This window comes from Micromonospora sp. LZ34 (genome assembly GCF_052981855.1).
In genome coordinates, this window is record NZ_JBRIQN010000017.1 from 37,193 (window position 1) to 58,084 (window position 20,892).

Below are 20,892 nucleotides of genomic sequence, written 5' to 3' on the forward strand. Positions count from 1 at the left end.
GTCACCGGGCGGAAGGTCAGAGATCCTCGAACGGTGCCGCGTACCGGAACTCGCCGCGGATCGACGGCCGCCAGGCGCTCAACGGGCGGGCCATGAAGTAGGGCGGCCCCCACGGTCCGGGCGGGGTGACGCCGAGTTCCACCGCCGGCCGGAAACCGAACCGGGGGTAGTAGTCGGGGTGGCCGAGCAGCACCACCAGCGGCTCGTCGAGCGCGTCCGCCGCGCCGAGCACGGCGTGCATCAACGCGCTGCCCACGCCGCGGCGCTGCCAGGCCGGCAGCACCCCGAGCGGCCCGAGCCCCAGCGCCACCGGCTCGCCGGCCACCCGACCGCGGCTGCACACCACGTGCCCGACGACCTGTCCGTCCGGGTCCGTCGCGACCAGGGACAGCGGCGGCAGCCAGCCGTCGTCCGCGCGCAGCGCGTCGACGAGGGTCGCCTCCACCGGTACGGCGTCGGGCTGGTCCGCCTTGGCGAAGGCGGCGGTGTGCACCGCCCGTACGGCCGCGGCGTCGTCGGGGCTCTCGCGTCTGATCAACACCGCGCCACCATAGGGCTCGTGTCGGCCGGGCGCGACGGATTTCCGCGCCCGGCCGGTCAGCCGACGGCGGTGGCGGAGGGCGGGGCGGAGTCGCCCTGCGGCGCCTCCGGGGTCATCAGCCGGACGATCTCCGCCTGGTCCGCCGGCGACGGCAGGCCCCACTCCGGCCGGTACCCGTACACCTCGCGCAGCGGGGTGGAGGCGGTGCGCCCGTCGAGCACCTCGACGGCCTCGGTGGAGATCAGCCCGGGGTGTTCCACCCCGCACGCCTCGGCCACCTTCACCAGGTCCCGGCGCAACGTCCGGACGTAGTTCGCCGCGCGCACCGACTTCAGGGCCGGATCCAGGCCCCGGGCGAGCCAGGCGTTCTGGGTGGCGACGCCGGTCGGGCAGGTGTCGGTGTGGCACTTCTGCGCCTGGATGCAGCCGATGGCCAGCATCGCCTCCCGGCCGACGTTGACCAGGTCGCAGCCGAGCGCGAAGGCCACCACGGCGTTGTCGGGCAGGCCGAGCTTGCCGGCGCCGACGAAGACCACCTGCTCGTTCAGGTCGCGCTCGGCGAAGACCCGGTAGACCCGGGCGAATCCCTGCTGGAAGGGAAGCGACACCGAGTCGGTGAAGATCAGCGGTGCTGCGCCGGTGCCGCCCTCGCCACCGTCGACGGTGACGAAGTCGACGCCCCGGCCGGTGTCGCGCATCAGCGTGGCCAGCTCCTCCCAGAAGTCGAGGTCGCCCACCGCGGACTTGATGCCGACCGGCAGCCCGGTCTCGGCGGCCAGCAGCTCCACCCAGTCGAGCAGGCTGTCGCAGTCGGAGAACTCGGCGTGCCGGGACGGGCTGACGCAGTCTTGCCCCTCGGGGACGCCGCGGGTGGCGGCGATCTCCGCCGACACCTTGGCCCCCGGCAGCAGCCCGCCGAGGCTGGGCTTCGCGCCCTGGCTCAGCTTCACCTCCAGTGCCCGCACCGGCGCGCCGGCCACCAGGTCCTTGAGCCGCTCGAGGCTGAACCGGCCGTGTTCGTCCTGGCAGCCGAAGTACGCGGTGCCGATCTGGAAGACCAGGTCACCGCCCTTGCGGTGGTACGGCGACAGCCCTCCCTCGCCGGTGTTCTGCAGGCAGCCGGCCAGCGCCGCGCCCCGGTTCAGCGCCTCGACCGCGTTGCCGGACAGCGACCCGAAGCTCATCCCGGAGATGTTCACCACCGACTCCGGCCGGAAGGCGCGGGCCCGGCCCCGCGCGGCGCCGAGCACCTTGGCGCACGGCAGCCGTACGTCGTGCCCGGCCGCCGGCGCGGACGGCGGCACGGCCCGACCGAACGTGCGGTGCTTGATGATGGGGTAGCCGGGGGTGAACTCGATGTCGTTGTCGGTGCCGAAGCCGAAGTAGTTGTTCTGCCCCTTCGCCGACGCGTACACCCAGCGCCGCTGATCCCGGGTGAACGGCCGCTCCTCGTTGTTGCCGGCCACGATGTACTGGCGCAGCTCCGGCCCGATCGCCTCGAGCAGGTAACGGGCCCGCCCGAGCACCGGAAAGTTGCGCAGCAGCGCGTGGTCGCGTTGCAGGAGGTCCCGCGCGGCCAGGGCGGCGACGGCGGCGGCGACGGCGGGTACGGCTCGACTGGCCCACTTCATGCCCGCCACTCTTTCCGCGATCGCGGCCGGTCAAACGGCCCGGCGTGCCCGGGTCAGCCTCCGGTCGGGTTGCGGCGGACGGCCAGCACGGCGATGTCGTCGCTGGGGCGTTCGACGCCGAAGCTGCTCATGATGGTGGAGCACACCTCCTCGGCCGGTGCGGGCCGGACCGCGCCGATCAACTGCTCGACCCCGGCGTCGATCAGCTCGCCGCGCCGTTCCACCAGCCCGTCGGTGTAGCAGACCAGCACCGCCCCGGGCGGCAGCTGCATCGTGGTCTGCCGCCGGGGTGGCGGCCGCCGGCCGGTGCCCAGCGGGGGGTCGACGTGTGCCGTCACCAGCGTGGCCGGCGCACCGGGAGCGGCGAGTACGGGCAGCAGGTGCCCGGCCGTGGAGAGGTGGACGGTCGACCGGTCCGGCGAGATCATCGCGTAGAGCGCCGTGGTCAGGCTGCCCGCCTCGAAGTGAGCGACCTTGCGGTCGAGGAGGCTCAACGCCTCCGCCGGCTCGTCGCAGACCAGCGCGTACGCGCGCAGCGCGCTGCGGACCCGGCCCATCACCACCGCGGACTGCAGCCCGTGGCCCGACACGTCGCCGATGACCAGTCCGAGCCAGCCCGAGGGGAGCGGGAACACGTCGTACCAGTCGCCGCCGATGCCGGCGACGTGGCCGGGCACGTACCGGGCCGCCATGTCCAGCCCCGGCACCTCCGGCAGCTTGGTGGGCAGCAGGCTGCGTTGCAGGGCGAGGGCGGCGTTGTGGTCCAGGTTGTCGGAGCGGGCCAGGCTGGCCAGGCTGGCCCGGTCGGCGACCAGTTCGAGCAGGCGCACGTCGTCGTCGGTGAAGTTGCGCGGTTGCAGCGTCCCCACGTGCAGCACGCCGACGACCTGACCCCGGGCGAACATCGGCACGCCGAGCAGGGACCGCAGGCCGATCTGCAGGAGGACCGGGTTGACCACCTCGCCCGGGGTGACGTCCGCGATCACCACGGGCCGCTGGGTCAGCGCGATCCGGCCGGCGAACCCCCGCCCGATGGAGACCCGGAAACCCTGCCGGACCTCCTCCTCCAACCCCTTGGCCGCGGTGGCCACCAGCTGCCGGGCGTGCGCGTCCAGCAGCAGGATCGCGGCGGTGTCGACGCCCAGCAGGTCCCGGACCCGCTCGAGCAGTTCGTCGAACAGGTCGGCGACGTCGAGCCGGGACAGCGTTGCGTCCGTCACCGCCTCGATGCGGCGCAGCCGCTCGTCGTCCTGGATGAGCCCTGTGTCGACCACGAAAGGATCCTAGTCTCGCGGCATTACGGCGACGCGTCTGACCTGCTGCGCCGGGAGCCGCGAGGGCCCGGCGGGCTGGTTCACGGCAGGGCGAGCATCGCCACGTGCCCCAGGTGGTCGGAGGCCCAGCGGCCGTCCGCCGTCCGCCGGTCGGTGCCGAAGACCTCGCTGGCCACCGGCACCACCGGGCCGCGGACCAGCACCATGTCGATCCGGTGCTCGACGTCGTCGGCCGGTTCGGTCAGGTCGTCGCCGAGACCCGCGGTGTAGCCCGGGTCGCCGGGGTGCAGGATCGGCCAGGTGTCGACCATGCCGCCGGCGACCAGCGCGAAGTACGCGAGCCGGTTCGCCGGCACCGGCAGCTCGGGCCCGGTGTTGAGGTCCCCGATCAGCACCACCCGGCCCGGGACGGCCAGCGGGCCGCGCAGCAGTTCCTCGGCCTGCAGCACCCGGACGCCGGGGTGGAACGCCTCCAGGTGGGTGTTCACCACGCGGAAGGCGCGCCGGCCGTGCACCACGTCCACCGCCGTCCAGCCCCGCGTGCTGGTCACGCTGCCGCCGGTGGCCGGCAGCTGGGTCACCATGTTGGCGACGAAGTTCCCCGAGGACGTCCCGGTCACCTTCACCCGGCCGCCGTGGCGGACCAGCATGACGTCCCGCATGGTGAGTCGAACGTCCACAGTGTGCGGTGCCCCGGCCGGTGCCTCCAGGTCCGCCTCGTCCTGCACCACGGCGACGTCGTAGCGGTGGCCGTCGGCATTCAGCTCGGCCATCAGCAGCGTGAGGTAGTCGTAGCGCACCGTGGTGGCGGGCGCCGGGTCGCCGAACGGACCGGTCCGCCAGAGCGCCACCTCCTGCAGGCCGACCAGGTCGGGCTTGTGCTCGCGGATCTCCGCCGCGATCAGCTTCGCCCGGGCCGGGAAGTCGACCAGGTCGACGTGACTGAGCAGGGCCGCGTTCGCGGCCAGGAACGCCGGCAGGCTGGGCGCCGTCATCGACGGGGTGAGGTCGCCGCCGAGGTAGAGGTTCCGGGTCATCACCGTGATCTTGGCGCCCGGTTGGGCCTGCGCGGGCGGGGCGACCAGGCCCAGGCCGGCTGCCACCAGGGCGGCGGCGATGAGCAGCCGGGTCAGTCGGTGCAGGCGTGCCGTAACGTCCATCGCGCCGGTCCTATCCTCGCCGGAGATCCGCGTAGCGGAAGCCTGCCGTACGGTAGCGCCACGACGGCCGTCCCGGATACGCCCGATCGGCCGGTTTGCGGATCGCCGGCGGCGGGCGGTCAGCGGCGGCGGGCGGCGCTCGCCTGGAAGTGGGGCGGCGGATCGCCGCGATCCGGTCGCCGAGGAGATCAGGTCCGGGCGGACGTGCAGGTTCCGGACGGTGCGCGCCGGCGTTCCCACCGGCGCCGCCGCCCCCGCTACACCTGTCGGCCGCCGACGCGGCCCGTCAGCCCTGGGGCTGGCCGATGTTCACCAACCACCCGATGCCGAACCGGTCGACGCACATGCCGAACTCGTCGCCCCACATCTGCTTCTCCAGCGGGACGCTCACCGTGCCGCCGACGCAGAGCTTGTCCCAGTAGCCGCGCAGCTCGGTGGCGTCGTCGCCGCTGACGCTCACCGAGACGTTGTTGCCGGGTACGTGCTCCATGCCGGGGGCGGTGTCCGAGGCCATCAGGGTGTACCCGGCCGGCGTCTCCAGCATGCCGTGCATCACCTTGTCGGCCAGCGTCGGATCGTCGGTGCCGAACTCCCCGAAGGTGCTCAGCGTCAGGTTGCCGCCGAAGACCTGGTGGTAGAACTCCATCGCCTCGCGGGCATTGCCGGCGAAGCTGAGGTACGGATTGAGTCGCGACGTCATGGCACCCTCCTTGGTCCTGACCAGGGGCCATCGTCGCAGACGACTCGGTGCCGGACAACGAGACTCGCCCAGCGCTCACCCGGAGGCGGTGGGGGTGGCCCGGCCACCCCCACCGCGGGCCGGCGTCGTCAGGCCTGCCGGTAGGACTGGCGGACCGAGCCGCCGACGAGTACGCACCAGGTGCTGGTGGTGAGCTTGCCGTCCTCGGGCAGGTTGTGCAGGGCCTGGAGGTCCTTGACCGCCTTCTTGGTCGCGTAGTCGTACTCGCCGGTGACGGCGACGTCGGTCCACCCCTTGAAGTTCAGCATGAACTGCACCGCGCTGACCGGGACGCCGCTGGCGTCCTTGTCCAGCTCCGGCACCAGGGTCTCCCAGGTCGGGGCGGTGAGAGTGGCGTCCACGTCGACCGGGATGCCGTTGCGGAACTGCCAGTCCTGCACGGCCGCCACGGTCGCCGCGTCGAAGACGCTGTTCACCGGCACGGTGTAGCCGCGGTGGGTCAGCAGGTACTGCACCACCCGGACCGACGGCGAGCCGACGAACCGCCAGAGGTCCGGCCAGCGGCGGGCCGGCACGTCCGCGAGGTCGGTGCCGAGCTCCCGGAAGACCCGCCGGCGCAACATCGGGAACTGCCGGTAGAACGCCGCGCCCGGGCACAGCGTGGTGCGGAAGTCCCAGTGACCGAAGATGTCGTGGGCCTTGAGGCCGTACTGCTGGCAGATCGTGGTGCAGAGCTTGACCAGCGAATCGAGCAGGACCTCCGGCGGCGTCTCGGTGACGTAGGTGCCCTCGTTCTCGATGCCGATGGCCCGGCCGTTCTCGCCCGGGCAGTGCGCGGAGATCATCTGCCGGTCGCCGGCCTGGAGGCGCTCCAGGCTGCCGCGCCGGCCCTCCATAACGTAGCCGCCCCGGCTGATGGTGAAGTGCTGGCCGGTGTCGGACCAGCCGTTACCGTCCATGTGCAGGTTCTGGCAGTCGCGGGCGAGCTTGATCGCCTGCGCCTCGGAGTAGTCGGTGACGTTCGGGAACGCCATGTGGTGCACGATGATCTTGTTGGTGGGAATGGCGCTGACCGACAGCGGGTCGGCCGGCGGGCGCGCCCCCCACTCGTCGCAGCTGTAGATCCAGTCCAGGTCCGCGCCCGGGTCGGCCTGCGCGGCCGCCGGGAAGGCGAGTTCGCTCCCGACGACCGCGACCGTGGCGGCGCCGAGACCGGCCCGCAACAGGGTGCGACGGTCCAGTTCGGAATGGTCGACGTGCATGGCATCTCCTCTGCGGCCGACGGGGGAAGGGCGGAGCGGGTGAAAAGTAGCTCCAGAGGCCGCGCGTCGTGTGGAGGATATTGCCAAGACTCAGGCCCGCGCTAGGGGTCAATCGCCGCCGGTGCCGCCAGCACCGTCCGCCCTGGATCGACGACGCCCGGGGCGCCTCGGCCCATCGGCCCTACGCCGGCCACGCGCCTCACTCCTCGATCGCGCCGCCGATCCGGCGCAGGTGTCGCCGGAACGTGTAGGAGGGATCCTCGTCGCGCCGGGCCAGGTACTCGTCGAACGCGGTCTGCTGGCGCAGCGTCTCACCGGCGCGGATCCGGGCGGCCTGGGTCCGTTCGGTCCGCCGGATCCTCGTCGCGGTCGCCGCGATCTCCCCGGCATGGGCGGCGGGCAGGAAGAGCACCCCGTCGTCGTCGGCGCAGACCAGGTCGTCGACGGTGACCAGGTGGGGGCCGATCCGCGCGCTGGTCAACGTCTCCGGGTCGCGACCGTCCAGCCGGGTCGGCCCGAGCGGGCAGCTGCCGTAGCTGAACACCGGCAGGCCGATCTCCACCAGCTCCGCGGTGTCCCGGTGCAACCCCCACACCACCAGGCCGGCGACCCCGGCCGCCGCGGCCTCCAGCACCGCCAGGTCACCGACGCACGCCTCGTCCGTCCGGCCGCCGTTGTCGATCACCAGCACGTCGCCCGGCGCGGCGGAGCCGTACGCCTCCAGGAACACGTCCACGCTGCCGTGGTGCCGTACCGGCAGCACCCGGCCGGCCACCCGCTGGCCCGACACGACCGGCCGGACACCCACGGGCGCCGCCCGCAGCGGCACGTCCAGCCGTACGCAGGCGTCGGCCAGCAGCGGCGTGGGCAGGTCGGCGATGTGCTCCACCATGGCGTCCTCCGGGTGACTCTGGACCGTGGGCCGCCATCGTAGGGACGCCGACCGGCGGACCAACCGGTCCAATCCCGATCGGCTGGCCCGCGCCCGGCTCCCGGGATTCCGCGACGAGGCCGCGGGCGCGGTGAGGCTAACGAGATGGCCGGAGCTTGTCCGGCGTCAGCGCGACCGTCGCGAGCGTCCTGCCGTCGTCGTCGGCGAACTCCACCTCATAGGCGAGTTCCGGCCGCTGGAAGACGTGCACGATCGTGCCGACCGACCCCGCGGGAATCCGCTCGTCGGGCAGGTCGGTCGTCAGCTCGACAAGGTCGTACAGGTCCACGTTGAGATCCTCACGGGAACGAGATGGTGACGAGTCGAGGCGTGGCCGAAGCCTCTTCGAGCAGCCAGGCGGTTCGGACGATGATAGTGCCCTTGGGCCCCGTCAGCGGGAGGTCGACAGACCATCGCTGTCCGTACTGATCGGCCTTGCCCGGCATCGGCGTGCCGTCACGGACGCCGTTCCGGATCTGGCTTTCGATGAGGCTCGCATCGCCGACATTCAATCCGGTAGCCGAATTGATCACTCGGTACTTGTTCCTTCCGACCGGGTGATCGGGGTTCATCGCATAGTCGGTGATCTTCCGAGAATCGATCTCCGGATGACTGAAGTCCGGTGTGTCCGGACCATGAGGAACGTGAGGGCCCTGCCCGCCCGATGACGGCTCGGGATCCTTCGGCCTGCCGTGTCGTTGAAGGTGTCGTCTCAGGAGGTCGATCAGTTCGGTGAGGCGGCGCGCCTCGGGGATCAACCGCCGGAGGCTGGCCAGCAGCCCGCGCAGCCACCGGGCGATCCTCGCCGCGAACGCGGCCACCGTCGTGACGACCTGTTCCACCACGAGGGGAGTGGCCAGCCCGAGACTGAGGGCCTCCTCGGCCGCGTACACGATGAGGCGGGAGACGCAGAGCGCGATGGCGTCGCGGACCATGAGCCGCACGGCGGCGATCAGGCAGCCGGCGCCCTCGGTGAGCGCGGCCATGGTGTCGGCGGCCCGGCTCAGGCCGACGAGCGCGCCCTGCTGTTCGGCCGCCCACGACCGGTACGCGGCGCCGGCGGCCCCGCCCCACTCGGCGAGGTCCAGCCGGACCGCCCGGGTGAGCGCCTCCGCCTCGGTACGCAGCGACCCGGCGACGTTGCGCCAGGTCTGCGCGTGGGCGGCGATCTGCGCCGGGTCACCGGCCAGCCAGTCGAGCGCCTCGGTCAGCGGGCGGACGTGTTCGATGATCCAGGCGATGCCGTACTGCAGCAGCGAGCCCACCGGGTCGGAGACGAAGGCCAGCGCGTCGAGGCCGGCGCCGACCACGCCGAGGCTGCCGTCGATCCAGTTGCCGTCGCGGATGCCCTGCCCGATCAGCTCGATGTCCTCGGCGATCCACACCCCGCTCCACGGGCTGGTGGTGTCGACGGGCGTGGCGACGAGCGGGTTGCCGGTCACCGCCGCCCGCGCAGCCTGTCCAGCGCGGCCTGTGCGTGGGCGTCGGCGCCCCGGTAACGGTCGGCGGCGGTCCGCAACCGCCCGGCGGTGTGCCGCACCGAGCCGGCGGCGCCGTCGACGCCGTCGACCAGCACCTGTTGCACCTGGTCGAGCAGCACCGGCATCAGCGCGCAGAGTTGGCCGTACGCGTCGCCGCCGAGCCGCCCGGACCGACCGGCCCCCGCAGCGAGGTCGACCGCGTCGGCGACGGCGTCGAGATGCCCGGCGTGCACGTCGAGATCCTCCGGCCGGACCCGGACGCCCTCACCGGGTGGCACCAGCGCCTCCGTCGTCGGGCCGGCGCAGCCGGCGGGCGTACGACTCGACGACAGCGCGCGGTCGGGTCGTCCACGCCGAGCGCCGCCTCCGCCGCCGCGACCGCCCAGCGGACCAGTTCCGCCTGCGCCGCGCGGGCGGTCGCCAGCACCTGCTCGGCGGTCCGCGCGGCCGACTGCCCGCGCACCCGTTCGTCGAGCCGCAGGTCGACCAGGGCGCCTGCGGCGTCGACGGTCGCCGCGACGGCACCGTCGGCGCTGCGCGCGGTCACGGTGAGCGTCGTCAGTTCCCGGGTCAGCGCGGCGGTGCGCGCCGCCCGGTCGGCGATGGCGGACTCCCAGTCGTCGACCCGTCGTCGTACGGCGTCCAGCGCCGCCTCATCCCTCCACACGCCGGAGCCCCCCGTTCCGCCGGTGCGAGCCCGCGTCACGTTACCAACCGAAGTCGATCCGTGCCGCCCCGTGACGGCGGGCAGGCGTGTCCGCCGGCGCAACGGGTATCCGGCGTCGCGGGCGGCGGCCGTGGCCGCCGGGATCGGAGGTGCCATGGAGGCCACCGTGGTCGGCGTGGTGATCGTGCTCGCGCTGCTGGCGCTGCTCGGGACGCTGAGTGTCCGGCTGGTGCAGCAGTACCAGCGCGGCATCGTCTTCCGGTTCGGCCGGGTGCTCGACCGGGTCCGGCAGCCGGGCCTGCAGCTGATCGTGCCGGTCGCCGACCGGATGGTGCGGGTGAGCATGCAGACCGTGGTGATGGGCGTGCCGCCGCAGGGCGCCATCACCCGGGACAACGTGACGCTCACCGTCGACGCGGTCGTCTACTACCGGGTGGTCGACCCGGTGAAGGCGCTGGTCAACGTGCACGACTACCCGTCGGCGGTGCTCCAGGTGGCGCAGACCGCGCTGCGGTCGGTGATCGGCAAGGCCGACCTGGACACGGTGCTCGGCGACCGGGAACGGGTCAACGCCGAGCTGAAGGCGGTCATCGACGCGCCGACGGAGAAGCCGTGGGGGCTGCTGATCGAGCGGGTCGAGGTCAAGGACGTGGCGCTGCCCGAGGGGATGAAGCGGTCGATGTCCCGCCAGGCCGAGGCGGAGCGGGAGCGCCGAGCCCGGGTGATCGCCGCCGACGGCGAGTTCCAGGCGTCCCGGCGGCTCGCCGACGCCTCCCGGGCGATGGCGGCCACGCCCGGGGCGTACCAGCTACGCCTGCTGCAGACGGTGGTGGACGTGGCGGCGGAGAAGAACAGCACCCTGGTGATGCCGTTCCCGGTCGAGCTGCTGCGCTTCTTCGACCAGTTCAGCCGTACCGGGCCGGAGCGGAGCGGGCCGGGTGTGCCGGATCTCGGGCCGGTCACCGGGACCGTCGCGGCGGCCGCCGAGCCCGACGGGGGTTCGCCCCCTGGCTGATCGAGGTGGACCGGGGGTGCAGTCCCGGCCGCGCCACTCAGGCCGGGACCACGGACTCCTCCGCCGCAGGCTCGCCCGCCTGCTCCGGCACGGCGGGCGCCGGCGGGCGGGGCAGCGTGAACCGGAACCGCGCGCCGCCGGTGTACGTCTCGTCCAGGCTCAGCGTGCCGCCGTGGTACTCCACGATCTTCTTGCAGACCGCCAGGCCGATCCCAGTGCCCGGGTACGAGCCGCGCGGGTGCAGCCGCTGGAAGATGACGAAGATCTTCTCGGCGTACCGGGGGTCGATGCCGATGCCGTTGTCCTCGACCGTGAACGACCAGCCGTCCGGGGTGTCGGTCACCGTCACCCGGATCCGCGGCGCCCGGTCCGGGCTGCGGAACTTGACCGCGTTGCCGAGCAGGTTCTGCCACAGCATGGTCAGCAGCGTCGGGTCGCCCTGCACGGTGGGCAGCGGGTCGCGGGTGATCTCCGCGCCGGCCTCCTCGACCGCGTGGGACAGGTTCGCCTCCGCCTGCCCGAACACCTCAGCCAGGTCCACCTCGCGCAGGTCGCCGTAGACCCGGCCGATCCGGGAGAACGTCAGCAGGTCGTTGATCAGCTCCTGCATCCGGGTGGCCCCGTCGACCGCGAACCCGATGTACTGCTGGGCCCGGTCGTCCAACTGGCTGGCGTAGCGGCGGTGCAGCATCTGGCAGAACGAGGCCACCTTGCGCAGCGGCTCCTGCAGGTCGTGCGAGGCGACGTAGGCGAACTGCTCCAGGTCCTCGTTGGACCGGCGCAGCTCGGCCGCCTGCTGTTCCAGGGCGTCCCGGTCGTGCTGGCTGCGCTCCAGCGCGTCCACCATCCGCTGCCGCATCGTCTCCACGTCGTCGGTGAGCCGGGCGATGTCGGCGGGCCCCTGCGGGCGCAGCCGGTGGCCGAAGTCGCCGCCGGCCACCTGCCGTACCGAGACGCCCAGCCGTTCCAGCGGCCGCAGCACCGTCATCCGCACCAGCACCGAGCTGACGACGCTGGCCAGCAGCAGCGCGGCGAGGATCGCCACGAAGGTGAGGTCCCGCAGGGCGCGGGCCCGGTCGAGGTCCGCCCGGCCGGCGTCGCGGATCCGGTCCAGCCGTCCCTCCAGGCCGGTCAGCTCCGCCCGGGCCGTGTCGAAGGCGGCCGAACCGCGGGTCGCCACCGCCGCCAGCTCCGCCGGGGTCGCGCCGGTCTGCCGGTCCCGGATCAGCTGCTCGGCGACCTCGGCGCGCCACCGGTCGGCGAGTCCGCCGGCCCGCTCCAGGTCGCGCAGCGCCGCCGGCTCGTCGGCGAGCAGGCCGCGTAGCCGCAGCGTGGTCGCGCGTTCGGCCGCCACGCTCTGCCGGTACGGGGCGAGGAGGCGCTCCTCGCCGGCGAGGGCGTACGCGTGCACGGCCGCCCCCTGGCTCGCCAGCTCGTTGTCGAGCTGCCCCACTGCCGTACGGGCCGGGGCGATCCGGTCCGCCAGCCGGTCGGAGACGGTCGCGGTGTGCGCGAGGGCGGCGGCGCCCACCGCCGCGCCGAGCACGACGAGGGCGGCCATGCCGTGACCCAGCCGAACGACCCGACCGAGGCGGTGCCCACCCGCGCCCTGCACGACGACGCGACGGGCCGGCCCGGCCCGCCCCCGCGCCCGGCCGAGCCCACCGCGCGGCTCACCCCCGCCCAGCCCACGCCCCGCCCGGATCCGGTCGAGCCGACCGTCCAGTGGGGTCCGCCGCAGCCGACGGTCCAGCTCGGCGCGGGGGAGTCCACGGTGCACCTCGGCGCGGGGGAGCTGACGGTCCAGCTGGGTGGAGCGCAGCCGGCGGCGCAGCTCGGGACCGCCGAGCCGACGGTGCACCCTGGCGCATGGGAGTTGACGGTCCAGCTGGGTGGAGCGCAGCCGACAGCGGAGCTGGGCGGGGCAGGCCCGACGGTGGGCGCGGCCGAACCGACGGCCCACCTGGCGGCGGACAGCGGGACCGTGGGATCCGGCGCGACCGTGCCGACCGGGCCGCCGACCGCCGAAATGACGACGTGGCCGGTGCCGGGGCGGCCGACCGGCCGCGCGGCCGATCCGACGTCGACGGCAGCCGCGCCCGACGCCGGGCGTACCACCGCGGCCGGGACGGGCACGGTCTACGGCGCGCACACCGCGGCCGGCGGCGGGCACCGCACGGCCGCCGGTTCCGGGGCGGCCGCGCCGCGCGGCGCGGAGGTGCGGTTCGGGCCGGGCGTCCCGGCGACGCCCCCGGCCGCGCCGGCCTGGCCGACGCCCCCGCCGCGCCGGCGGTCGGTCTGGCGGACGGTCACCTCGGTGCTCTCCGCCCTGCTCACCGTGGCGCTGCTCGCCGCCGTCGGGGTGTACCTGTGGCAGCGGATCAGCCCGCTGGAGATCAGCGGGGTGACGGTCGCGGTGCCCGAGCCGGCCGGCGACCGGTGCGACGTCACCGTCGAGGTGGTCGCGACCGTGCGCACCAACGGCCGGCGCGGGGTCGTCGAGTACCAGTGGCTGCGCTCCGGCAGCCCGCCGAGCAGCATGCTGACCGAGCGGGTCGGCCGGGGGCAGCGCAGCGTCGACCTGACCCTGGAATGGACGTTCAGCGGGGTCGGCAGCACCCGGCAGACCGCCACCGTCAACATCATCTCCCCGGCCCCGCTGCAGGCGCAGACCGAGGTGGCATACGACTGCCGCGGCTGACCTCCCGCCCGCGGTGCTGGCGGGTCCGGGTTTCCGGCGGATCCCCACGGGGTAGGTCGGCCCGGACGAACCGGTGCCCCATGTGGAGGATTTCCGATGCGAGACAACTTCGGTGACGCGGTGGGAGACACCCTCCGCTCGGTGCTGCTCTTTCTGCCCAAGGCGGTCGCCTTCCTGGCCATCCTGGTGGTCGGCTGGCTGATCGCCAAGGCGGTGCTGAAGATCGTGGACAAGGTGCTCGAACGGATCGGTTTCGACCGGGCCGTCGAGCGCGGCGGCATCCGGCGGGCGTTGGCCCGGTCCCGGTACGACGCCAGCGACATAGTCGCCAAGCTCGCCTACTACGCGGTGCTGCTGGTGACCCTGCAGCTCGCGTTCGGCATCTGGGGCCCCAACCCCATCTCGGACCTGATCGCCGGGGTCATCGCGTGGCTGCCCCGCGCCTTCGTCGCGATCGTCATCGTGGTGGTCGCCGCGGCGATCGCCAACGCGGTCAAGGACATCATCAGCGGTGCCCTCGGCGGCCTGTCGTACGGCCGGATCCTGGCCACCATCGCCTCGGTGTTCATCCTCGGCCTGGGCGTCATCGCCGCGCTCAACCAGATCGGCGTGGCCACCGCGGTGACCACCCCGGTGCTGATCGCCGTGCTGGCCACCGCCGGCGGCATCCTCGTCGTCGGCGTCGGCGGCGGGCTGGTCCGGCCGATGCAGAGCCGGTGGGAGTCCTGGCTCGCCCGGGCCGAGCAGGAGTCCCAGCTCATCGCCACGCACGCCCGCGCGTACCAGGCCGGCCGCCGCGACACCGAGGCCGGGCTGGCCGGGGCGGGCACCGGCGCGGAGCCGACCCAGGTGGTCGGCGCCGACCCGGAGGCCACCCAGGTGGTGCCCGCCGCGTCCGGCCAGCCCGGCCCGGCCGCGCCGGTGCACACCGACCCGGACGCGACCCAGCCCACTCCGCGTGGCGCCACCATCCCGGCGCAGCCGAGCGGCGACGACGCCGAGGCCACGATGGTCATCCCGCCGGTGGACCGCGACCGGCGCTGACACACCGCCGCCCGGGGTGGGGTCCGCCGGGCCCCACCCCGGCGCGTGTCCGGGGAAGGGCGTGACCGAGCCGGGTCGGCCCGTCTACCATCGCCGCATGACGTGGCGATGTTGATGCACTGCTAGAGGTCGCTGCCGTGGGCCGCCGCGGTCGCCGTACGTCCGGCGTCCGTTTCGTCCCTCCGGGAAGGCCTCATGACTCCCATCTCCGCACGCGTGCCCGACCCGCGTGTCCGCCGGCTGGCGGCCACCCTCTACGGGTACGCGTTCCTCAGTGAACTCGTCCTGCTCTACCCGGTGTACGCGCTGCTGTTCAGTGACACCGGCCTCTCCGTCTGGCAGATCAGCTCGCTGTTCGTGATCTGGTCGGCCAGCAGCATCCTGCTGGAGGTGCCCTCCGGCGCCTGGGCCGACGCGGTCTCCCGGCGGCTGCTGCTCTGCCTCGCGCCGCTGGTCAGCGCGGCCGCCTTCGCCCTCTGGGTACTGGTCCCGTCCTATCCGGCCTTCGCCGTCGGCTTCGTGCTCTGGGGCGCCGGCGGTGCCCTGGCCTCCGGGGCGCTGGAGGCGTTGATCTTCACCGAACTCGACCGCTGCGGCGCGGCCGGCCGGTACGCCCGGATCATCGGCCGGGCACGGACGGCCGAGACGCTCGCCGTGCTCGCCTCGATCGTGCTGGCCGCCCCGGTGCTCGCCGCCGGCGGCTATCCGGCGGTCGGCGCGGCCAGCGTGCTGGCCTGCCTGCTCGCCGCCGCCGTCGCCACCCGGTTCCCGGAACACCGCGCCGCCGCGACCGGCCCCGCCGACCCGGCCGGCGCGCCCGAGCCGGAGGAGGCCGACCTCGGCTGGTGGGCCAGCCTGCGCGCCGGGCTGGCCGAGGCGCACGCCGATCCGGCGGTCCGCGCGGCGGTGCTGCTGGTCGCCGCGGTCACCGCGGTGTGGGGCGCGCTGGACGAGTACACCCCGCTGCTGGCCCGGGACACCGGCGTCGCCGCCGAGACCGTGCCGCTGCTGCTCCTGCTGACCTGGGTCGGGGTGAGCGTCGGCGGGCTGTTCGCCCCGGCGGGGGAGCGGCTCACCCGGCGCGGCTACGCCGCCCTGCTGGTGCTGGCCGCCCTGGCCCTGGCCGTCGGGGCGCTGCTCGGCCGGCCGGTCGGCTTCGTCCTGGTCGGGCTGGCGTTCTGCGGCTTCCAACTGGCCAGCGTGCTGGCCGAGGCGCGGTTGCAGGCCCGGATCACCGGACCCGGCCGGGCCACCGTCACCTCGCTGGCCGGAATGGGCACGGACCTGACGATCATCGTGGTCTACGCCGGCTACGGCCTGGTCGCCACGGCCGCCGGAAACGGGGTGGCCTTCGCGGTGGCCGCAGCGGCGTACCTGCTCGTCGCGCTGCCGCTGGCGGCCGGCCGGGGCCGGCGACGAGGGGCCCGGCGGGCGACGCGCCAGCCGGTGAGCGCCGACGACGTCGGTGGTGCGGCCTAGGGTGGCCGGGTGACGTCGACGTACGACAGCTGGGCCGACGAGATCGTGACCCAGACCGACCTGCTGCGATCGCACCTGGCCGGCGCCGACCTGCGCGCGCCGGTGCCGTCCTGTCCCGGCTGGACGGTCGGGCAACTGGCGCGGCACCTCGGCCACGGTCACCGTTGGGCCGAGGAGATCGTCCGCACCCGCGCGGCCGGTCCGCTGCCCGACGACGCCCTGCGCGACCTCGCCGGCTACACCGACGAGGATTCGGCCGTGCTCGGTCCCTGGCTGGCCGAGGGCGCGACCCAGCTGGCCGACACCCTGCGCGCGGCCGGGCCGCAGGCCCGGGTGTGGACGCCGGTCCCGGGCACGGTGTCGGCGTCCTTCTACGCCCGGCGGTTCTGCCACGAGACCCTGCTGCACCGGGCGGACGCGGCCCTGGCGCTGGGCCTGCCGTTCACCGCCGGCGAGGCGGTGGCGGTCGACGCCGTCGACGAGTGGCTGGAGCTCGGCTCGCTGCCGGTGATGTTCGACTTCTATCCGCAGCGGCGGGAGCTGCTCGGCCCCGGCCGCACCGTGCACCTGCACGCCACCGATGCCGCGCCCGCCGCCGAGTGGCTGGTCGACCTCACCGGCGACGTCATCGCCTGGCGCCGCGCCCACGAGAAGGCCGCCGTCGCGGTCCGTGGCCCGCTCACCGAACTGCTGCTGATCGTCTACCGGCGCCGGTCACCCCGCGGTGGCGGCGTCGAGGTCCTCGGCGACGGTGAGCTGCTCGACCGCTGGTTGGCGGCCGTCGCCTTCGGGTGACGGCCGACCGGTCTTCGGCGGAGAGGCGTGACCGGCCCTCGGCCGAGGGCCGGTCACGGCGGCGACGCCGGCGACGGGTCAGTCCGCGACGCCGGTGAACGCCACCACCTGCTCCACCCGGAGCCGCACCAGCAGCTCCCCGGCCACGGCGTTGCGTCGGCCGTACTCCTCGGCGCGGTCGCCGCGCATGTAGCGGGCGGCGATCCGGATCGACCAGGGAAGCATCTCGTCGACGTCCTCGCTCACGGTGACCCGCCCGCGTACGGAGACGAAGGCGTACGGCGGGTGCTCCTCGTCGACCGTCAGCGCCGCCCGCGGATCGCGCCGCAGGTTGCGCCCCTTGACGCTGGTCGCTCCGGTGTTGAAGACGAGATCGTCGCGGTCCAGCACGAACCAGACCGGTGCCACGTGGGGAGAGCCGTCAGCCCGTACGGTGGCGAGCTTGCCCGTCCGGGTGCCGTGGCTGACGAACGCCCGCCACTGTTCGTCGGTCATCTTCTGGGCCATGGGGCCATTCTGGTCGATCTTCCCGACGGACGCGCCGGGGTGCGGATCTTCCCGCCACGGCCCGGCCCGGCGGCGGTCGGTGGACCGCCGCCGGATCCGCCCGGTCAGCCGGTGACGTGCAGGAACGACCACTGGTGGCCGTCGAGGTCGCGGAAGCCGCGCATGTAGAGCCCGCCCTGCTCCTGCGTCTCGGCGAGCGGCTCGGCGCCGGCCGCCATGACGCGGCCGATCAGGTCGTCGACCTCCTCCCGGCTGTCCAGGGCGAGGCCGACGATCACCTCCCGGGCGGTCGCCGTGTCCGGGACGCCGACGCCGGTGTATCCGGCGAAGGTGCTCGTGGTGTGCAGCATCAGCTGCGTCGTGTCGGTGAGGGCGAGCTGGATGCTGGCGCCGTCCGGCGACAGGTCGCCGGCGGTGAAGCCGAGGATCCGGAAGAACTCGGTGGAGGTGGTCAGGTCGCGGACCGGCAGGTTGATGAAGGTCGTCGTCATCGCGGGTCTCCGTCCGATTCGAGGAGCTGCTTCAGCGCGGCCAGCCGCTCCCGCCAGTACGCTTTCAACCGCGCCGCCTCCTCCGCGCCGGCGAGCTTCTCGTGCTGCACCGCCACCCGGGACTTCGACTCGCCCACCGCGGCGAAGCCGACCACGATCCGGGTCGACCCGTCCGCCCAGTCCGCGCGGAACGTCTTCGGCGCGGTGGCGGTACGGACCGAGACCCCGTCGGGCAGCCACCGTCGGCGCAGCGTGTCGTCGGCGAAGGCGTCGAAGAGCCGCCGCACCGGCACCGCGACGGTGCGCGAGCCGTTGGCCGAGAACCCGCCGCCGCGCCGCTGGCCGGGGGCCCGCAGGCCGCGTGCCTGCTCGTACCCGACGGTGATCGTCTGCGCCCACCAGCCGGGCACCTCGTGGGTGGTCACCAGCCAGCGGGCGATCTCGGTGTGCGTACGCCCGGTGCCGCCCCAGTCGTCGAGCAGGGCGAACCACTGCGCCCAGCCGCGGCCGGTGCGTTCGCCGAGCAGCGCGTCGGAGATCCGCTCGGTCTGCTCCGCGGTGCCCCCGGCGGTCGGGGCGGGGGCCGCCGCCGGCGGCTGGCCGGCCGGGCCGGCGGCCGACCCGGTCGGGGCGACGGGCTCGGCGGGTGCGGTCGGCTCAGCTGCGGTGTCGGGCTCGGTCGCGGTGGTCTGGGCGCGGGCGAGCAGCTGCCGGCGGGCGGTGGTGTAGCTCTCGCCGGTCTTGGCCATCCGGGTGCGGACCCGGGACTTGAAGGTGCGCTGATGCGTCATCACATGCTCCCTGTCAACGGCACGGCCGCAGGGACTCACGCTCCCGTCGACCGCGCCGGAGAAGGCATGTGGCACGGCATCCCGAGAACACCTGGTTCCCTTTGCCTCCGCGACGCCGGCGGCGTGAGCACCGGAAAGGAGGTGGGGCGCGGGACGGCGCCGCCACCAGCATACGCCGGGCGGGGGGACTTCGGGGAAGGACGCGCGGAGGCGGTGGGGGGTCAGGCTCCGTCCGGCTCGGCGCTCTGCTCCCAGATCGACTTCATCTCGTCGAACGCCTGCTCCATGAGCTGCACCATCGCCTGCCGGGCGCGCTCGCCGTCGTGCCGCTGGATCGCCTGGGCGACGTCGGCGTGCAGCTGGAGGGCCTCGTCGCTGGGGTGGTGCGGCATGAGGTGGTGCTTGTGCCGGCCGGTGAGCACCTCCGCGATCAGGTCCTGCAACCGGACGAACATCTCGTTGCCGGACGCAACCAGGACCTGGCGGTGGAATTCGATGTCGAGGCGCAGGAACCGCTCCTCGTCGCCGGCCTTGCCGGCGGCCCACATCTTCGCCGCGAGCCCGACGAGATCGCTCGCCTCGTCGTGACCGGCCCGGTTGGCGGCCAGCCAGGCGGCGTGCGGCTCGACGGCGGTGCGCAGCTCGGTGATCGACCGGAGCTGGGTGATCCGGCCGGCTGAGGCGAGCCGCCAGCGAATCACCTGCGGGTCGAAGACGTTCCAGTCGTGCGCCGGGCGAATCATCACCCCGACCCGACGGCGGGTCTCGATGAACCCGATCGAGGCGAGGACCCGGAGCACCTCGCGGATCACCGAGCGGGACACCGCGTAGCGCTCGACCAGCTCGTCGATGTTGAGGACCGCCCCGGGGGCCGGGTCGCCGCCGCAGATGGCCGTGCCGAGGTGGTCGAGGACACGTGCGTGCAGCCCGGCCTCAGCAGGGGCGTTCTGGGCGGCTGCGCCCCCGGAGGAGTACCGTTCCACGCCACGGATCATATCAGTTAGATCAACCTCTTGAATAAATCCGCTTTTTCGGCCTAGCATCCCGACGTTAAGCGGATGTAAACACCGAGGTAGCGCCCACTCCGGGCAGCGACCGGGACAGAAGGAGAGACAAGCGTGCGACGTCGATCGATAATCGGCACTTCTCTGGCCGTGGTCGCCGCCATGGGTCTGGCCGCCTGCGGCGGCGGCGACGACGGCGGCAGCGGGTCGAACACCCTGCGCGTGACGCTGGTGAACCACGTCTGGACCGAGAACATCAAGAAGGCCCTGCCGGAGTTCGAGAAGCAGACCGGCCTCAAGGTCGAGGTGACCCAGCTCGGCGAGGACCAGCTCTCCGACCAGTACAACGTCAAGCTGAACGCCGGGTCCAGCGACCTGGACGTGATGATGTACCGGCCGCTGCAGGAGGGGAAGCTGTTCGCCAAGAACAAGTACCTCGCCGACCTGACCGACAAGGCCAAGTCGGACGGCGCGTTCGAGTTCAGCGACTTCCAGGCCGGCCCGGTGCAGGCCACCTCGTACGAGGACAAGGTGGTCGGCGTACCGATCATCACCGAGCAGGAGGTCCTCTACTACCGCAAGGACCTGCTGGAGAAGTCCGGCTTCACCGCCCCGCCGAAGACCCTCGACGAGCTCAAGGCGCAGGCGGCGAAGGTCGAGGCCGACAACCCGGGGGTCGCCGGCTTCGTGGCCCGTACCGGCAAGGCCGCCGCGGTCACCCAGTTCTCCAGCTTCCTGTACAGCTTCGGCGGTGACTTCGTCGACGCCAGCGGCAAGGCCTCGGTCAACACCGAGCAGGCCAAGCAGGCGTACGCCTACTACGGCGGGCTGCTGCGCGAGCACGGCCCGGAGAACATCAGCACCGACATGAGCTGGTCTGAGGCGATGGCGATCTTCACCCAGGGCAAGGCGGCCTTCTACACCGAGGCCAACTCGCTCTACAAGAACGCCACCGACCCGGCCAAGTCGAAGGTCTCCGACACCGTCGGCTTCGCCACCTTCCCGGCCGGCCCGGCCGGCTCGAAGCCGTACAACATTCCGTCCTGGGCGCTCGGCGTGAACGACGCGTCGAAGAACAAGGACAACGCCTGGAAGTTCATCCAGTGGGCGGCCGGCAAGGAGCAGTCGCTGGCGCAGCAGAAGGCCGGCGTCCCCGGCGCCCGCGCCTCCGTCTGGGCCAACCCGGAGGGCGCCGCGACCTACCCGAAGGACCTGGCCGAGGCGACCCAGGTCAGCACCGCCAACGGCATCGGCCACGACCGTCCGCTGGTTGTGAAGGTCGCCCAGGCGCGGGAGATCGTCGGCCAGCCGATCGTCGACGCCATCACCGGCAAGGACGCGGCCGCCTCGGCGGACGCGGCGAACGAGGCGTTCCAGAAGTTCCTCGACGACGAGGCGAAGTAAGCCGTCCGCGGGGT

General features: G+C 73.4%; 22 protein-coding genes. 6 read left to right on the forward strand and 16 right to left on the reverse strand.

Going from position 1 to position 20,892, the window contains the following annotated elements:
• Positions 1 to 16: 16 nt before the first annotated feature.
• From ACVCAH_RS19135 to ACVCAH_RS19185, 11 genes are all read right to left on the reverse strand, one after another.
• Positions 17 to 541, reverse strand: a complete 525-nt coding sequence (locus ACVCAH_RS19135) for a GNAT family N-acetyltransferase (protein WP_447137527.1) — start codon at positions 539 to 541, stop codon at positions 17 to 19.
• A 56-nt stretch (positions 542 to 597) separates the two neighbouring features.
• On the reverse strand, positions 598 to 2,172 hold the full coding sequence (locus ACVCAH_RS19140; RefSeq protein WP_447137528.1) for an FMN-binding glutamate synthase family protein: 1,575 nt from the start codon (positions 2,170 to 2,172) through the stop codon (positions 598 to 600).
• A 53-nt stretch (positions 2,173 to 2,225) separates the two neighbouring features.
• Positions 2,226 to 3,446: a PP2C family protein-serine/threonine phosphatase gene (locus tag ACVCAH_RS19145; protein ID WP_447137529.1), complete on the reverse strand. Its 1,221-nt coding sequence runs from the start codon at positions 3,444 to 3,446 to the stop codon at positions 2,226 to 2,228.
• 80 nt (positions 3,447 to 3,526) lie between these two features.
• Complete coding sequence (locus ACVCAH_RS19150) at positions 3,527 to 4,606, reverse strand: endonuclease/exonuclease/phosphatase family protein (protein ID WP_447137530.1); 1,080 nt, start codon at positions 4,604 to 4,606, stop codon at positions 3,527 to 3,529.
• Positions 4,607 to 4,892: 286 nt separating this feature from the next.
• Entirely contained in the window at positions 4,893 to 5,306 is a 414-nt protein-coding gene (locus tag ACVCAH_RS19155) for a VOC family protein (protein ID WP_447137531.1), read from the reverse strand.
• A 128-nt stretch (positions 5,307 to 5,434) separates the two neighbouring features.
• Positions 5,435 to 6,568, reverse strand: coding sequence for a peptidoglycan recognition protein family protein (locus ACVCAH_RS19160; RefSeq protein WP_447137532.1), 1,134 nt, complete (start codon positions 6,566 to 6,568; stop codon positions 5,435 to 5,437).
• A gap of 199 nt (positions 6,569 to 6,767) precedes the next feature.
• Complete coding sequence (locus ACVCAH_RS19165) at positions 6,768 to 7,460, reverse strand: RraA family protein (RefSeq protein WP_447137533.1); 693 nt, start codon at positions 7,458 to 7,460, stop codon at positions 6,768 to 6,770.
• A 136-nt stretch (positions 7,461 to 7,596) separates the two neighbouring features.
• Positions 7,597 to 7,788 carry a DUF4926 domain-containing protein gene (locus ACVCAH_RS19170; protein ID WP_447137534.1) on the reverse strand — a complete coding sequence of 64 codons (192 nt, stop codon included), beginning with the start codon at positions 7,786 to 7,788 and terminating at the stop codon, positions 7,597 to 7,599.
• Positions 7,789 to 7,798: 10 nt separating this feature from the next.
• A complete protein-coding gene (locus tag ACVCAH_RS19175) occupies positions 7,799 to 8,809 on the reverse strand; it encodes a WXG100 family type VII secretion target (RefSeq protein ID WP_447137535.1) in 1,011 nt (336 codons plus the stop codon).
• A gap of 128 nt (positions 8,810 to 8,937) precedes the next feature.
• Complete coding sequence (locus tag ACVCAH_RS19180; RefSeq protein ID WP_447137536.1) at positions 8,938 to 9,213, reverse strand: type VII secretion target; 276 nt, start codon at positions 9,211 to 9,213, stop codon at positions 8,938 to 8,940.
• The gene (locus tag ACVCAH_RS19185) at positions 9,105 to 9,647 is read right to left on the reverse strand and encodes a YbaB/EbfC family nucleoid-associated protein (protein ID WP_447137537.1); all 543 of its coding nucleotides are present in this window, start codon (positions 9,645 to 9,647) and stop codon (positions 9,105 to 9,107) included. Before ACVCAH_RS19185 ends, ACVCAH_RS19180 begins: the two co-directional genes overlap by 109 nt.
• 154 nt (positions 9,648 to 9,801) lie before the next feature.
• Here ACVCAH_RS19185 and ACVCAH_RS19190 point away from each other — a divergent pair, with 154 nt between their 5' ends.
• Positions 9,802 to 10,662, forward strand: a complete 861-nt coding sequence (locus ACVCAH_RS19190; protein WP_447137538.1) for an SPFH domain-containing protein — start codon at positions 9,802 to 9,804, stop codon at positions 10,660 to 10,662.
• Between the two features lie 37 nt (positions 10,663 to 10,699).
• Here the strand turns inward: ACVCAH_RS19190 and ACVCAH_RS19195 are convergent, their stop codons facing one another.
• A complete protein-coding gene (locus ACVCAH_RS19195) occupies positions 10,700 to 12,223 on the reverse strand; it encodes a sensor histidine kinase (RefSeq protein WP_447137539.1) in 1,524 nt (507 codons plus the stop codon).
• Between the two features lie 3 nt (positions 12,224 to 12,226).
• Here ACVCAH_RS19195 and ACVCAH_RS19200 point away from each other — a divergent pair, with 3 nt between their 5' ends.
• The 4 genes from ACVCAH_RS19200 to ACVCAH_RS19215 all read left to right on the forward strand — a co-directional run bounded on the left by ACVCAH_RS19200 (position 12,227) and on the right by ACVCAH_RS19215 (position 16,681).
• Positions 12,227 to 13,363, forward strand: coding sequence for a hypothetical protein (locus tag ACVCAH_RS19200; RefSeq protein ID WP_447137540.1), 1,137 nt, complete (start codon positions 12,227 to 12,229; stop codon positions 13,361 to 13,363).
• A gap of 96 nt (positions 13,364 to 13,459) precedes the next feature.
• A complete protein-coding gene (locus tag ACVCAH_RS19205) occupies positions 13,460 to 14,407 on the forward strand; it encodes a membrane protein (protein ID WP_447137541.1) in 948 nt (315 codons plus the stop codon).
• Between the two features lie 195 nt (positions 14,408 to 14,602).
• Positions 14,603 to 15,886 carry an MFS transporter gene (locus tag ACVCAH_RS19210; RefSeq protein ID WP_447137542.1) on the forward strand — a complete coding sequence of 428 codons (1,284 nt, stop codon included), beginning with the start codon at positions 14,603 to 14,605 and terminating at the stop codon, positions 15,884 to 15,886.
• 9 nt (positions 15,887 to 15,895) lie between these two features.
• Complete coding sequence (locus ACVCAH_RS19215) at positions 15,896 to 16,681, forward strand: maleylpyruvate isomerase family mycothiol-dependent enzyme (RefSeq protein WP_447137543.1); 786 nt, start codon at positions 15,896 to 15,898, stop codon at positions 16,679 to 16,681.
• A 78-nt stretch (positions 16,682 to 16,759) separates the two neighbouring features.
• On the opposite strand, the gene ACVCAH_RS19220 is transcribed toward ACVCAH_RS19215, so the two are convergent.
• The 4 genes from ACVCAH_RS19220 to ACVCAH_RS19235 all read right to left on the reverse strand — a co-directional run bounded on the left by ACVCAH_RS19220 (position 16,760) and on the right by ACVCAH_RS19235 (position 19,453).
• Positions 16,760 to 17,188: a PPOX class F420-dependent oxidoreductase gene (locus tag ACVCAH_RS19220; protein WP_447137544.1), complete on the reverse strand. Its 429-nt coding sequence runs from the start codon at positions 17,186 to 17,188 to the stop codon at positions 16,760 to 16,762.
• Between the two features lie 104 nt (positions 17,189 to 17,292).
• On the reverse strand, positions 17,293 to 17,679 hold the full coding sequence (locus tag ACVCAH_RS19225) for a VOC family protein (protein WP_447137545.1): 387 nt from the start codon (positions 17,677 to 17,679) through the stop codon (positions 17,293 to 17,295).
• A complete protein-coding gene (locus ACVCAH_RS19230; RefSeq protein WP_447137546.1) occupies positions 17,676 to 18,470 on the reverse strand; it encodes a hypothetical protein in 795 nt (264 codons plus the stop codon). Before ACVCAH_RS19230 ends, ACVCAH_RS19225 begins: the two co-directional genes overlap by 4 nt.
• Before the next feature lie 221 nt (positions 18,471 to 18,691).
• Entirely contained in the window at positions 18,692 to 19,453 is a 762-nt protein-coding gene (locus ACVCAH_RS19235; RefSeq protein ID WP_447137547.1) for a FadR/GntR family transcriptional regulator, read from the reverse strand.
• Between the two features lie 135 nt (positions 19,454 to 19,588).
• Between ACVCAH_RS19235 and ACVCAH_RS19240 the strand changes: the two genes are divergently transcribed.
• Positions 19,589 to 20,878 (forward strand): ABC transporter substrate-binding protein, encoded by a 1,290-nt coding sequence (locus ACVCAH_RS19240; protein ID WP_447137548.1) that lies wholly within the window; start codon positions 19,589 to 19,591, stop codon positions 20,876 to 20,878.
• Positions 20,879 to 20,892 lie beyond the last annotated feature (14 nt).